The sequence below is a fragment of the Ornithinibacillus sp. 4-3 genome, assembly GCF_040958695.1.
Classification (GTDB): domain Bacteria; phylum Bacillota; class Bacilli; order Bacillales; family Amphibacillaceae; genus CALAMD01.
The window spans coordinates 1,817,271-1,829,941 of sequence record NZ_CP162599.1 but is presented as its reverse complement, the minus strand read 5'-3'; the positions used below and the strand labels follow the sequence as shown (position 1 = coordinate 1,829,941).

Below are 12,671 nucleotides of genomic sequence, written 5' to 3'. Positions count from 1 at the left end.
ATTATTTCTAGTTTAATAGATTATGAAATAAAAAGGAAAAATAACCCATTAAAAAGAGAGCCTCCTTTCAAGCATCAAGATGCTTTTATGTTTAGATGAATAAAAATTTTCTTTCTGCATGCAAAATATTAACTAGATCTTTGATAAGTGATATGATAAGTAGAGAATGTTAAATCCTTTAGCCTTTAGGGAGGTTTTGTGATGGGGACAATGATAACTATTGAAACAACTGTTCACGTATCTGTTGAGGATGCATGGTTTTATTGGACAGAACCAGAACATATAACGAAATGGTCTGCTGCTTCAGATGAATGGCATGCGCCAAAGGCTGAGAATGATTTGCGAGCTGGAGGGAAATTTATTACAAGAATGGAAGCCAAGGATGGAAGTTTTGGATTTGATTTTGGTGGTATCTACGATGAAGTAAACTTGCACAGACTGATTTCTTATACACTTGATGATGGTAGAAAGGTTACTATCACTTTCGCTGACCAAGGAAATAAAACAAAAATTACAGAGGTTTTTGAAGCAGAAGCTGAAAATTCTATTGAAATGCAACGAGATGGCTGGCAGGCAATTTTAGATAATTTTAAAAGATATAGTGAGTCACATAAATAAATGGAAAATCTCTTCTATGAACTGCACCCCAATTATTAGATGGTATCTAACAATTGGGGGTCACATCCATCTTACTGTTGATAAATATTCATTTTTATATTAATACATTCCTAGCTGGTTCATAAAATCAACAACATCAGATGATACCCAATAATCTACAATTTTTCCATTTCTGATTTGAAAAATATCAATTCCCTCAAAGGAAACTTCTTTACCTTTTTCAGCATTTGCACCACTCATTTGACCGTTATATTTCCCGTTAAATAACCATCTAGCGGAAACATAATTATCTTCCTCAATCGGTCCAACAACCAAAGACATATGAATATTATCGAAGAAATTAGTACTTGAAATAATTACATCTTTCATAGCTTCTAAACCTTGTTTGCTTTTTGAATCTTTACCATCTGTTCTTGCTTGATGGACTATACAATTTTCATCTACTATTTCATCAAGCACATTTATATCCTCATTCCATGCTTTAACCCAAACTTTATAAATGGACTTACCGTTCATAATAAAATCTCCTTTCTGTATTCTCTTAGCTCAACTATACCATAAGCGAAGGCTTAAATATTATTTGAAACTACGCTTTAAATGATGGAAATATCTTTGCCTCTTCCTATATGAACTCACGAAATTCATCATTGTTAATTATGCTTCCAACGAGCAACAAAACACCAGCTAACAAATAAAACCGACAACTCCAATAAGGTACTGAACCTCGAAAGTTAGAGTAGAAAATCTAACTTTGAGGATGATTTTTAGATTACTTCTCTTCCTTATAATTTTCTTCCATGACTTTTGCTATATCCTCCATATAGGCTTCTTCCTCTTTTGACCAGAAGGTTGGAGCGATAAAATCGTCAGCTTCAGCAGATTCTAATTGTTTTTCCCATTTATCAATATTTTCTACAATGACATTCTCTGGAACCATTTTAAGGAATAATTCATTGATATCATAAAGAACTTGTTGTGCCTCTTGAGCATGCGGAGGAATATTTTCTCTCATCAACTTTTTTACATCAGCTAGGATAGAAAGCCATTCTCTATCTAATTTTTTGCGCTCTTCTTTTGATATATCAGTGAAAAACGATGCAAAATCATCTGGAAAATGCTCTTGCATCCAAGCCTTTTGTTCTTCTTCAAATTCCATTCCATGAAGTAGTGAAGTGAGAACAGTCCAATCTAATGGAAAATCATCATCTAAAAGCTCTTGTACTTGATCAATAGCTGCAATGGCCGAGTCTATTTCTTCACGTTTGTGCACTAAGACTTTTCTTTGGACAGGTAGAGAATCTGCAAAGTTTTCTAAAGTAATCTCTTCTTTATCTAACATTTCTTTAATTTCCTGAAGCGAGTAACCAATAAACTTTAATGATTGAATACGCTGTAAAGTGGCAAGTTCTTCCAAGCCATATAATCGATGACCGCTCTCATTTCTTTTACTTGGATAAAGAATTCCAAGCTCCTCGTAAAATCGTAACGTCCTTGTTGAAAATCCGGTTTTTGCTCCAAATTCACCGATGGTATACATTTGAACCAACTCCTTTATAAGTTAAGTATAAATGCTTCCGTAACGTGAAGTGCAAGGAGTTTCGTATGTTTTTTTGAAATTTATTATCTTAGTTGAATTATTTCACCAGTAATCAAGCTATTGCCAAAGACACAAAAAAGAAACCCAATTGATCAAAGAACAATTGGGTTTAATAAGCTAAATATTTAATTACATACTATATTGCAAGTTTCTTTGAAATCTAACTTTGGTAAATACTTATTTTTTCTTAATCATATCCAGCCATTTTAAGTCTGCTTCCAAATGAAGTAAGGCGCCTTCTACTAACAATTGCATATTTTCTTGTTCATTTTCCACTTCTAGCTGTTGTTTAAATTTGGTCAGCTGTAAAATGTTTTTAATAATTGTTTTCCGTTGATGCTCCACCATTTCTTTTTCTTGACCGACATCTACTTTTTGGGAGCATAACCATTTAAAATAAAAGGTATTCTTTAATAATGAATATTCGACTGGAGTATACAGCCAATCCATGAATTCTTTTTTTCCTGCATCCGTAATCTTGTATATTTTCCGGTCTTTTTCATCTGATCCAGGAGAATCCACTAACCCGTCCCGCTCTAATCGATCAAGTGTTGTATAGACTTGCCCAGGGTTTAGAGGCCACTTTTTTTGAACAAGATCATCAAAACCGGTTTTAATTTCGTACCCATGGTGGGGCTGCTCATATAATAATGCTAACATCGCATGTTTTACAGACATCGCTCACTCAACTCACTCATACCGCAATGCGCGGCTAATATTAACTTTTGCTGCTCGTCGTGCAGGAAGGATACAAGCGAGCACACTTACTAAGATAGAGAAAACAAATGCTAACAGGATAGACAACCAGGAAATACGGAAAGGAATATCTAACATAAAGTCACTCTCCTGCACAGATGTTAGGAACATAATTCCTATTCCTATCACGCTACCAATGATGGCTGCTCCTGTTCCAATAAAGAATGCTTCACTTAAAATGGTCTTTTGTATTTGCCATTTTGTGCTGCCAATAGCCCTCATTGTACCGAACTCAGGAACCCGTTCAATCGTGCTCATCAACAGTGTATTCGCGATACCGATGCCGGCAATTCCCATTCCAAAGATAATCAAAACATTTAATATGAAAAAGATATCCTCTGTCTGCTGCTGAAATGCATCTATTTGTTCTTCCGCTGTTTTAACAGTTGCAAGCGAAGCATCCTCTTCTGATATAATTGCTGTTTTGATAGAGGATGACGTATCATTTTCCGCTAATAAAAGGGCCTCGTTTTGATCATTAAAACCGAGTTGCTTTTCCATCTGTTCATCATGGATAAAACCGACATATCCTCCATTACGAGATGTATCGACTAGCCCCACTACTGTCCAGTCCCTTGTGCCATCTACTGTTTCTACTGTCAACGTATTACCGATATCTCCGCCCCATTGTTCAAAAGCTTCCCTTCCTAGGGCTATCGTATTTGATTCTTCTAAATCACGCAACAATTGCTCATAACCTTGATTATACTGAAAAACAGGGAAGTTTTCCATTCTTTCTGCGGTAACACTGTTTACATTCATAACTCGCATATCCTTTTCTTCTTTATCTACATGCCAAAGCAATGAAGATGCTGAGTAAGTTACTGCGTCTTTTACACCTTTAATATCTTGCCAGGTATGGAATGTTTCTTCTGAAATAGAATCATCATAAGTAATCCATACATCTCCACCAATTGTTTCTTCAATTAATTTAGACATGCTATCACTTACAGATAAAGCCATTGAACTGAGAAAGACAAGTAGTGTTACTCCGAAACTTAAAATAGCTGCTGTTAATGCTGTCCGCAATTTTTGACGATTTAAGTTACGAGCAGAAAATTTTCCGGCTCGTTGAAACAATAGTTTAGAAACAGGCAGCAACAGCCATATTATTGAACTAAATAGGAATGGAAACAGAATTGCAATACCGATAAACAAAGGTAAAAAGGCTAGCATATCATCCCAAAAAAATCCAGGAATTAGTAAAAGCATTCCTATTATAATTAAAAAGAAGGTTGGTTTTCTCTCTGATTTGCTAATGGTTTCTCGAAACACATCTGTTACCTCTGTGTTGGAAGCCTTCATAACAGGAACCCATGCTGCGATAATTGGAATTACCAATCCGGCACCAGCGGCAATGAGTAGCGGTATTCCTATTTTTAATTCATATAAAACATTTGTAAATACTTCTGAAAGAAGCTCCATAAAACCATAGGAGAGTAATACTCCAACTCCGAGTCCCAAAGCTGTTCCCATGAGTGAGAGAATAAAGACTTCTCTTAAAATATATCCGCGTGTTTGCCCTGGTGTATAACCAACTGCTTTCATTAAGGCAAATTCTTTTCGGCGTTCTACTACACTGATGTACAGCGTGTTATATAGAATAAACGCACTAATTAGTAGACTTAAACCACCAGCGACGTATAAACTCGCATATAATTCTTCAAACCCAGTTGCAATTTGACTCTCATCCACTATAGCTGGCTGGACAATCATATTCTCTTCAGCTGGAAAGAAATCTCTCAAATGATTCCCTAGTTGTTCATGTGAGATACCCTCTGCTCCCAGTACAAGTAGCTGTTTTGCTTGTCCTTCTGTATCTGTCCATGCTTGTAGCGTATCTAAGCCTATGAACACATGCCATTCGTTATTTTCTGCTTCTTCCCAGCTTTGCGGATTTGTCAGTAGAACTGTATTTTCCACCACAGCATCTACTTGTATCTGAACGCTTTCTTCAGTTTCTTGAGCATGCAGCGAAAAGTTGATTTCATCACCGACCTCTACATTCCACAGCTCAGCTGTACGTTCATCGATCACAAGACCGTTCCCATCTAATGTTCCATCCAACACGATAATATCATAAATCGCGTTTTCTAAATCATTGATGCCCATTGCCTGGACATCTAGTTGAGCGTTTTCTTTCTTCCATATTTCTTTATCCAATATTAATCGCTGATCTGATTGACCCAATACTTCTTCTATTACATGCTCTTCGGAAAGCTGATTAATATAATCGGTGTCTGTCCAACCTTGCTGGCTAAATACATAGTAATCAGTATTGCCCTGACCTTGGCTTGCATAATCAGAGATAATACTTTGAGTACTCTGAACCATAGCAAAGGCTGAAACCGTTGCAGCTACTCCAAGAATAATAGCTAAAAGCGTTAAAAAGGAACGCCATTTTTTACGCATTAAGTTCCGCCAAGAAACTCGCCATGAGTTCATCTTTATTAGCCTCCTCTCGTTCTATTTCCGCTTCTATTCTCCCGTCTTTCAACATAATGACACGGTCTGCATATCCTGCAGCAAAAATATCATGAGTAACCATAACGATGGTTTGTTTTTCTTCCTGATGCATTTTAGAAAGCAGATTTAAAATAGTTGTACCAGTTTTTCGATCGAGATTTCCTGTTGGTTCATCTCCTAATACGATGCGAGGCTGGTTTGACAAAGCTCTAGCAATAGCAATTCTCTGCTGTTGTCCACCACTTAGCACATTTGGAAACATATCGCCTTTACCTTCTAATCCCACTGCTTTTAGTAACCGATTCACACGTGATTTTATTTCCACTTGTGGAACATTGTCCGCGTCCAAGGGAAAAGCAATATTTTCCTCTACGGTTAACATTGGGAGAAGTTGATAGTTTTGAAAAATGAACCCGATATTGCGACGACGGAATAATGTTCGTTCTTTCTCTGAAAGTTCATGTAGAGCAATATCGTTGATACGCACTTCTCCTTTTGTAGGTGTATCCAGACCACCGAGTAGCTGTAGTAAGGTACTTTTACCAGAACCACTTGGCCCCATAATGGCAACAAACTCTCCAGTAGAAATAGATAATTGTACATGCTTTAATACTTGGAGGCTTTCTTCTCCACCCTGAAACTCTCGTTGTAAATCTGTCACTTCAATCATATATCATTCTCCTTTTCCTTTTGTTGACTAGGTTTGTCTGGAAATAGTGTATAAGACCATGACCAAATTGTATCGACGAAGAAAATAATTTTCCAAATTGCGCTTATCTGGTTAACAAATGGTTCACGAAAAACTTCAGATTCCGTTATCCAGCTAACCTGTGTGAAAAACGCGAGGAACGATTCTTCTGGTAAGCGGTTGAATATCCAAAACAATAAATGTACCACAATAAAAATAACGGCATGTGCTGCCCAAGTTCGCCGATATTTTCTCGCAAGATAAGCTGGGTTCTTGTTTTGTTTCATCATGTGTTTATCTTTTTCCGTCAACAGATCTTTCCCTTGCCATTTTCCAATTTTAATTTTTAAATAACGATCCATTTTTTTGAAATCTCCAATTCCAAATGTGAACGCATAAAGAATAAAAACAAAAATAATTATTTGAAAGGTGGCAATTTCTCCTGTTTCTTGATAATCAAATATAGCTAGAACCACCTCGAATATTGTTGCTACCAAGAAAGACATTAGAAATAAAATACTTATAGAAAAACGTCGAAATGCATATCGTATAAGCAAAAATAAAACCAAAGATAACCAAGAAATAATTTCTGCAAAAATAAATAATTCCCATTGATAATCAATAATAAATTCCTTCAAATAATAACTCACTACCTTCCTCTTTTACTTACTCAGTAAATATTTACTATGTAAGTATATACTGAGTAAGTATAAAAATCAAGAAGAATTATATTTATTTAATTGCATGCAATAAATATGGACTAGACAGGGACTAAAGGTACTATCTGTTAAAAGGAAAATTCATAAAAAAAAGAGCAGTAGTCTGCCCTTTGTAATTCTTAATCAGTTTATAGCGTATATTTATGAACTATGGATAGGATACTTATATGTAAAGCTGTAGTATGCAGTTATTTTACAGGGAAACAACAAAGAGTATTATTAAGAATATAAGTGGTATAGCAATTTAACCAAAATAATGCTATACTTATCTCTGCGATGAGCTGATTTGCATAAGACGAAGGACAACGTATTACATGCGGATGTGAACCCCATGGTCTTTCGCCGCAAATTTCGTGAAGCCGCCAGTACCTGATACTGGCGGCTTTTTAATACTCTCTTAATCTTTCAAATGTCTCACTCACTATCCCACTAGTCTTGCTACATGATTTACGGAATCGAGCTTAGAAATGGCTTCAAATAATTCTAACAGCTTTTTATCTTCTACGTTATTTATTTTAATAAAAATGGTTCTTAAATGATTATTCATTTTCTCTACTTCCAAATCTGCTAGCGTAATTCGATGTGATTCTAGTATTTTTATCAGCTCTGATACATCCAATTCCTGTTCAACAACCATTTCAATTCGCGTTGTCTTTTTTCTGGATTGAAATGCTTTTTCAATTCGATTTAATAGAACAAGACTTACTAAAATGATAATAGTTGCTACAAGTGCTGGCCCATACATCCCAGCTCCAACAACAAGCCCTACTCCTGCTACTGCCCATATAGAAGCTGCAGTCGTCAAACCGCGTATAGTACCACCATAAACAATAATCGTTCCAGCACCAAGGAATCCAATCCCACTAATTACATATGACGGGATTCGTGCAGGATCAAATCGTACATTATCATATGTTTCTAGAAAATGTAAGAATCCATACAAGGATAAGAGCATCATGAGACAAGAACCTATACCTACGAGAATATGTGTACGAAAACCTGCTGAATGATTATTCCATTCTCTTTCAAAGCCAATGATTCCTGACAAAATTAAGGCAATAACCAAACGAATAACAATAATTGAAAAGTTATCCCCTAATATTGCTTGTGTAAATTGTCCCATTTCTTTCCCCCATTTCTTTTTACATCTAGCAAAATTCCATGTTATTGGACATTCAATATCTTATTTACAGCATATTCATCAATTTGCCTAATTAGATTTAGAATTTCCAAATTGGTTAAGAAAACAACAATACAAAAAGTCTTAACTCTTTATGCTTTTTCCTTTCGGTATAGAAAATAAAATCCAGCAATTGTTATCGGGAGAAGGATAACAATTGCTATCGTTATAAAAATTGGATCCTCATTAATTTCTGGAGGAACAAAGCGAGCACCCATTGGTCCTACTGACATAATAAATGGGATAAGAATGGTTATCCAAGTTTTAGCATATAAAGACCAAATAATAAAAACAGCAATACATCCAATTAATATTAGATTATTTTGTAATGGAGTTGCTACAAAAAATGGGTTTTTATCAAATAGAAATACTAGCACAAAAAAACCAGTTAAAATTACATAAGCTATCATAACGATGACATAAAACCATTTAGAATATAAAACCTTTGGCAAAACACGTGTGAATAAAAATCCATAGAGAGCAAATGATAGGACCATTCCAATAACTGCTCCCCACACACCTATTTTAGAAAGAGAGAAGTCACCTTGGATAGATGGAGTAAAAGCCATAAATGCTATTAATAGTAAGGCAGTCATAGGAACTAAACTTAAGAATTGTTTTCCATCAAAGCTCATTTCTTGACCAACACTTTTCATATATGCCCGCGGAGAATCTCCAGTGATATCTCGAATACTTTTACCTTCTGCCTCTGCTTGTATTAAATGATCCTCTAATTCATCTAAAATTTCATTAATTTCTTTATCCTTCTTCCCCTTTGACATCAAATACATCTTTAATTCAATCATAAATTGATTTGCTTTCTTAGATAACATCCTCGTCATCTCCTTCTTTTAGTAGTGAAAATACACCAGATGACAGCTTATTCCAATGTTTTTTAAACCTCTCTAGTTCTTCTTTTCCCTCTTTTGTAATAGAATAATATTTTCTTTTCGGCCCACTTGGTGATTTTCTTAGCACAGTTGTTACATAATTGTTCTTTTGTAATCGCATTAATACAGGATAAATACTCCCTTCACTTACGACAGCAAAGTGATGCTCTTTCAACTTTTCTGTAATTTCATAGCCATAAGTTTCCCCTTTTGCGATCAATGCAAGTAAACTTCCATCTAATAAACCTTTTAGCATTTGACTAGTCGTAGACAAGGTTCTCACCTCAAATTCTTTCTTTGTTTATACTATCTTACATTACAATATAGTGTAAAGCAAGATAGTTGATAAAAAATTAAAAAATGAATTCACCTCAAATAATAATGGCACAAAACCAATGCTTAGTTTTGTGCCATTTCATTAAAATCGAAATTAATTTGAATCGTTTCAAATATTTAAATATGCTGCTTTAAATCAAAAGTATTATAAAGCCTTTCTACTTTTTAGAACGCATAAACAACAGAGCTAGTATTGCTCCAATAAATGCCACAATTCCTGACCAGAAGAAGGCTTGCTGAAATCCTTCATTCAGTGCCGTCACTGCAGAAGTAGCATTACTGGAATTTGTAGTTGTACCAGCGATAGCAACCATAATTGCAAGACCGATTGCAGAACCAATTTGAAAATTAGTATTGTATAGACCGGAGGCTACTCCTGATTTTTCCGATTCGACTTCTGATACAGAAGCAGTTGTAGCTGCTAAATAAGCCAGTGCGTTACCAAGTGCTGCAAAAAACGAAGGAAATAATACACTTATTACATAGGTTCCATCTACAGTAGCTAATTGTGAGAATAAAATATTTCCTGCACCAAGGATAATAAATCCAAGAATCATTGTCATTTTCATCCCGAATTTAGCCAGTACTTTTTCTGCTACTACCACCATGAAAAATGCCATAAATATAGGTACAGGTAATACGGCCATTGCTCCAGCAGATGGAGAAAATTGTAAAACTTGCTGTAAATAAAGAATAACCATATACATCAATGGGAACCATGCTGCCTGAACGAAAAAGACACCTATATTCCCAATACCTAAATGAGGTGTTTTAAATATATTTAAAGGTAATAGAGCTTCTTTCGTTTTCGATTCAACTAATAAGAAGATGAGAAACAAGACTACACCAACGATAAGAGAAATAATTGTATTCGATGACTGCCACCCACTGTGTTCTGCTGTTACAATGCCATATACAATCAACATAAGGGATGCAGTAACTAAAACTGCTCCAATATAATCAATATTTCCCTTAACTATACGATCAGATTTTCGTAAAAGCATTGGGCTTAAAATAAGAACAAGAGCACTAAGTGGAACATAAATAAGCAACGGCCAGCGCCAGCTAAAGAATCCTGTAAGCACTCCTCCTAAAACAATTCCAAATGCTCCACCAGCTGCACCAGATAACCCCCAAAAGGCAAGTGCTTTCCCCTTTTCTTTATTACTAAAAGAAAACAGTTGCATAACCATAGAGAGTGCTGCAGGAGCAATTAATGCGGATCCCATACCTTGAACCGCACGGGATATATTCAGAATCATTTCACTCCAGGCTAAACCCGCAAATAAAGATGAAATAGCTAAAATGACAACTCCTAAATTAAATATACGTCGATTACCAAATAAATCTGCTAATCTTCCCCCTAATAAAAGAAACCCTCCAAAGAAAAGAAGAAAAGCACTCATCACCCATTGCAAGCTCTCTTGCGTATAACCAAGCGCTTCCTTAATAGAAGGTAATGCTATCTGAATAATAGATGCATCCATTATTACAAGAAAGTTTGCAAAACATAGCAGAAACAGTGCCTTCCATCGTTTAGGATCTGGTTGTGAAATGGTATTTGTATGTGTAGACATCGTTTTTTTACCTCCAATGTTACCAGTATTAAAGCACTTAAAAATCCATTATTTATATATTCACCAATTGTTCTTTCCCAATTCTTCTCCAAAATTTAAAGAATGTTTCTCTTTTCTTGCCTAGCTGTGCATAGCTATCAATAATGATCTCTATGATTTCGTATAAATCTTTCGGATCTAAGTTCTCTTTCAGAAGTGTACCAACTTCTGCATCAAATCCTTTGCCTTTTCCACCTACATATAAATTGTACTGATCTTTAAACTTCATAACGCCTATATCACTCACCATTGGTTCTCCACATCCAATTGGACAGCCTGTATAAGCCATCTTTAATGTAAAAGGAACCTGTTTGCCGGCAAATCGCTTATTGAGTTCTTTTGCTACAGGCATTCCTTCTCTTTCTTCTCCTTTGCAGAAGTTACATGTTCTCAAGCTCTTGATATAATTTCCTACCGGATAACAAGACAATCCAGCCTTTTCAAATTCCTTTATAATTTCATCTTTATTGTTTTCTGGTATTTCTATATAAAGCTGTTGAAATGTGGTTAATTCCAGCTCTTCGTTCTCATCCATATACTTGGAAATGGTCAGTAGCTGTTTGGCATTTAATTTTGATCCAAATCCGATACCTCCATTGACAGTGATTTTTATCTTCTTATCCATATGGACTCCCCCTATACCCCTGATATACAATATGTAGGGTATTTAAAATAGTAAAACAATATTCCATAAAGAAATAAAATGTTTATCAAATTTCTTTATGGAATCTGTTTATTTTTATTAGCTAATTTCTAACAGCTTTTTTATTTCTTCTTTATTTTGCTCAAATCCTGTCATACTTTTAGCTTTTTTCCTTAAACCTAACATAGAAGATTGAGAAAAAACGATGCCAGGAACGATTCGATTGCCCGTTATCTTTTTCAACTCTTTTTCTTTCTCAGGTTGCTTTGCTAAATCATACTGTTTATGTGGAATTTGATGTTCTTCCAAAAAGTTTTTCAAGTCCTGACAATCTGAACAAGTTGGTCTTGTAAAGATTTCTAAATTATATTTAGCCATCTATTAACTTACCTCCTCCAGGTAATATGCCATTACTTATTTACTAACTTCAATAATGAATGAATAGGTGTGTACCTTATCACCAAATTGAAATTCTGCCCAAATTTTATACATTCCTTGCTTCGGAAAAAGAGCATGAAAGCTTGTTGTATCTTCTGAATCTGGGTGAACATGGATATAGTGTTCTGCAGCTTCATCCACAATGACTACATGACCTAAAGCACCTAAATGTGCTTCAGGAGTTTCTCCATGCATATTAAAATCTAGTGGAACTGCTTTACCAGCCTCTGCTTTGACATCCTCTAAAATAACAGTCTTACCATCCACTTCTTTGGTCCAATCATAGTCATGATCTAAGACAGCTTTACCAGTTTCACTAGTTCCGACCTGAACTGTATTGGGAGCTACCTGATATGCCTTATCTTTTGGCGTGATATCAACGAAAGCTTTATAGGTTCCATCCTTTAAAGGTTGTTGAATGGTATAAAGGCCTTCCTGCTCTTTTTTCGGATGTAAATGATAGTATTGTTCCAAATTATTGGACACCATGATAAAGTGCATTTCTTTTTCATGTGCTAAAGCAAGTTCTGGTACTTTTCCTGTATTATCTTCTAGGGTTATAGATATCTTTCCATCTTTATACGTTACCGTTGTTTTTACCTCTGATTTACCTGAATGATTATGGGGATGGTGGCTATGATTCATACTTTCTTCCTCCTTTGATTTGCTTTCATATTATGATTCATTGCATTTCCATTTACTTCGTCAAGTACTATGAGAGAAT

At 35.3% G+C, this 12,671-nt stretch carries 14 protein-coding genes; 1 reads left to right on the top strand and 13 read right to left on the bottom strand.

The features are described 5' to 3' along the window. Positions 1–201 precede the first annotated feature (201 nt). The gene (locus tag AB4Y30_RS08870) at positions 202–618 is read left to right on the top strand and encodes an SRPBCC family protein (protein ID WP_368655114.1); all 417 of its coding nucleotides are present in this window, start codon (positions 202–204) and stop codon (positions 616–618) included. A gap of 99 nt (positions 619–717) precedes the next feature. Here the strand turns inward: AB4Y30_RS08870 and AB4Y30_RS08865 are convergent, their stop codons facing one another. The 13 genes from AB4Y30_RS08865 to AB4Y30_RS08805 form a co-directional block, all read right to left on the bottom strand. Beyond that, a complete protein-coding gene (locus tag AB4Y30_RS08865; protein ID WP_368655113.1) occupies positions 718–1,134 on the bottom strand; it encodes an ester cyclase in 417 nt (138 codons plus the stop codon). A gap of 253 nt (positions 1,135–1,387) precedes the next feature. Further along, positions 1,388–2,155: a MerR family transcriptional regulator gene (locus AB4Y30_RS08860; RefSeq protein ID WP_368655112.1), complete on the bottom strand. Its 768-nt coding sequence runs from the start codon at positions 2,153–2,155 to the stop codon at positions 1,388–1,390. Between the two features lie 237 nt (positions 2,156–2,392). Beyond that, positions 2,393–2,893 carry a PadR family transcriptional regulator gene (locus AB4Y30_RS08855; protein ID WP_368655111.1) on the bottom strand — a complete coding sequence of 167 codons (501 nt, stop codon included), beginning with the start codon at positions 2,891–2,893 and terminating at the stop codon, positions 2,393–2,395. A 12-nt stretch (positions 2,894–2,905) separates the two neighbouring features. Next, the gene (locus AB4Y30_RS08850) at positions 2,906–5,416 is read right to left on the bottom strand and encodes an FtsX-like permease family protein (RefSeq protein WP_368655110.1); all 2,511 of its coding nucleotides are present in this window, start codon (positions 5,414–5,416) and stop codon (positions 2,906–2,908) included. Next, positions 5,376–6,107 carry an ABC transporter ATP-binding protein gene (locus AB4Y30_RS08845; protein WP_368655109.1) on the bottom strand — a complete coding sequence of 244 codons (732 nt, stop codon included), beginning with the start codon at positions 6,105–6,107 and terminating at the stop codon, positions 5,376–5,378. Before AB4Y30_RS08845 ends, AB4Y30_RS08850 begins: the two co-directional genes overlap by 41 nt. Beyond that, positions 6,104–6,775, bottom strand: coding sequence for a hypothetical protein (locus AB4Y30_RS08840; RefSeq protein WP_368655108.1), 672 nt, complete (start codon positions 6,773–6,775; stop codon positions 6,104–6,106). Before AB4Y30_RS08840 ends, AB4Y30_RS08845 begins: the two co-directional genes overlap by 4 nt. A 490-nt stretch (positions 6,776–7,265) precedes the next feature. Then, positions 7,266–7,967: an MgtC/SapB family protein gene (locus AB4Y30_RS08835; RefSeq protein WP_368655107.1), complete on the bottom strand. Its 702-nt coding sequence runs from the start codon at positions 7,965–7,967 to the stop codon at positions 7,266–7,268. A 149-nt stretch (positions 7,968–8,116) separates the two neighbouring features. Continuing rightward, positions 8,117–8,857, bottom strand: coding sequence for a DUF1129 family protein (locus AB4Y30_RS08830; protein WP_368655106.1), 741 nt, complete (start codon positions 8,855–8,857; stop codon positions 8,117–8,119). Continuing rightward, positions 8,847–9,188 carry a PadR family transcriptional regulator gene (locus tag AB4Y30_RS08825; protein WP_368655105.1) on the bottom strand — a complete coding sequence of 114 codons (342 nt, stop codon included), beginning with the start codon at positions 9,186–9,188 and terminating at the stop codon, positions 8,847–8,849. Before AB4Y30_RS08825 ends, AB4Y30_RS08830 begins: the two co-directional genes overlap by 11 nt. Before the next feature lie 220 nt (positions 9,189–9,408). Beyond that, complete coding sequence (locus AB4Y30_RS08820; RefSeq protein WP_368655104.1) at positions 9,409–10,827, bottom strand: MFS transporter; 1,419 nt, start codon at positions 10,825–10,827, stop codon at positions 9,409–9,411. A gap of 52 nt (positions 10,828–10,879) precedes the next feature. Then, positions 10,880–11,491, bottom strand: coding sequence for a nitrite reductase (locus AB4Y30_RS08815; RefSeq protein WP_368655103.1), 612 nt, complete (start codon positions 11,489–11,491; stop codon positions 10,880–10,882). Positions 11,492–11,608: 117 nt separating this feature from the next. Then, complete coding sequence (locus AB4Y30_RS08810; RefSeq protein ID WP_368655102.1) at positions 11,609–11,887, bottom strand: glutaredoxin family protein; 279 nt, start codon at positions 11,885–11,887, stop codon at positions 11,609–11,611. A 36-nt stretch (positions 11,888–11,923) separates the two neighbouring features. Further along, a complete protein-coding gene (locus tag AB4Y30_RS08805) occupies positions 11,924–12,592 on the bottom strand; it encodes a hypothetical protein (protein WP_368655101.1) in 669 nt (222 codons plus the stop codon). Positions 12,593–12,671 lie beyond the last annotated feature (79 nt).

Excerpts from the sequence above, each read along its gene's own strand:
- AB4Y30_RS08865 (WP_368655113.1), bottom strand. The coding sequence starts at position 1,134 with ATGAACGGTAAGTCCATTTATAAAGTTTGGGTTAAAGCATGGAATGAG.
- AB4Y30_RS08855 (WP_368655111.1), bottom strand. The coding sequence starts at position 2,893 with ATGTCTGTAAAACATGCGATGTTAGCATTATTATATGAGCAGCCCCAC.
- AB4Y30_RS08860 (WP_368655112.1), bottom strand. The coding sequence starts at position 2,155 with ATGTATACCATCGGTGAATTTGGAGCAAAAACCGGATTTTCAACAAGG.
- AB4Y30_RS08870 (WP_368655114.1), top strand. The coding sequence starts at position 202 with ATGGGGACAATGATAACTATTGAAACAACTGTTCACGTATCTGTTGAG.
- AB4Y30_RS08810 (WP_368655102.1), bottom strand. The coding sequence starts at position 11,887 with ATGGCTAAATATAATTTAGAAATCTTTACAAGACCAACTTGTTCAGAT.
- AB4Y30_RS08850 (WP_368655110.1), bottom strand. The coding sequence starts at position 5,416 with ATGAACTCATGGCGAGTTTCTTGGCGGAACTTAATGCGTAAAAAATGG.
- AB4Y30_RS08820 (WP_368655104.1), bottom strand. The coding sequence starts at position 10,827 with ATGTCTACACATACAAATACCATTTCACAACCAGATCCTAAACGATGG.
- AB4Y30_RS08845 (WP_368655109.1), bottom strand. The coding sequence starts at position 6,107 with ATGATTGAAGTGACAGATTTACAACGAGAGTTTCAGGGTGGAGAAGAA.
- AB4Y30_RS08805 (WP_368655101.1), bottom strand. The coding sequence starts at position 12,592 with ATGAATCATAGCCACCATCCCCATAATCATTCAGGTAAATCAGAGGTA.
- AB4Y30_RS08835 (WP_368655107.1), bottom strand. The coding sequence starts at position 7,967 with ATGGGACAATTTACACAAGCAATATTAGGGGATAACTTTTCAATTATT.
- AB4Y30_RS08830 (WP_368655106.1), bottom strand. The coding sequence starts at position 8,857 with ATGTTATCTAAGAAAGCAAATCAATTTATGATTGAATTAAAGATGTAT.
- AB4Y30_RS08815 (WP_368655103.1), bottom strand. The coding sequence starts at position 11,491 with ATGGATAAGAAGATAAAAATCACTGTCAATGGAGGTATCGGATTTGGA.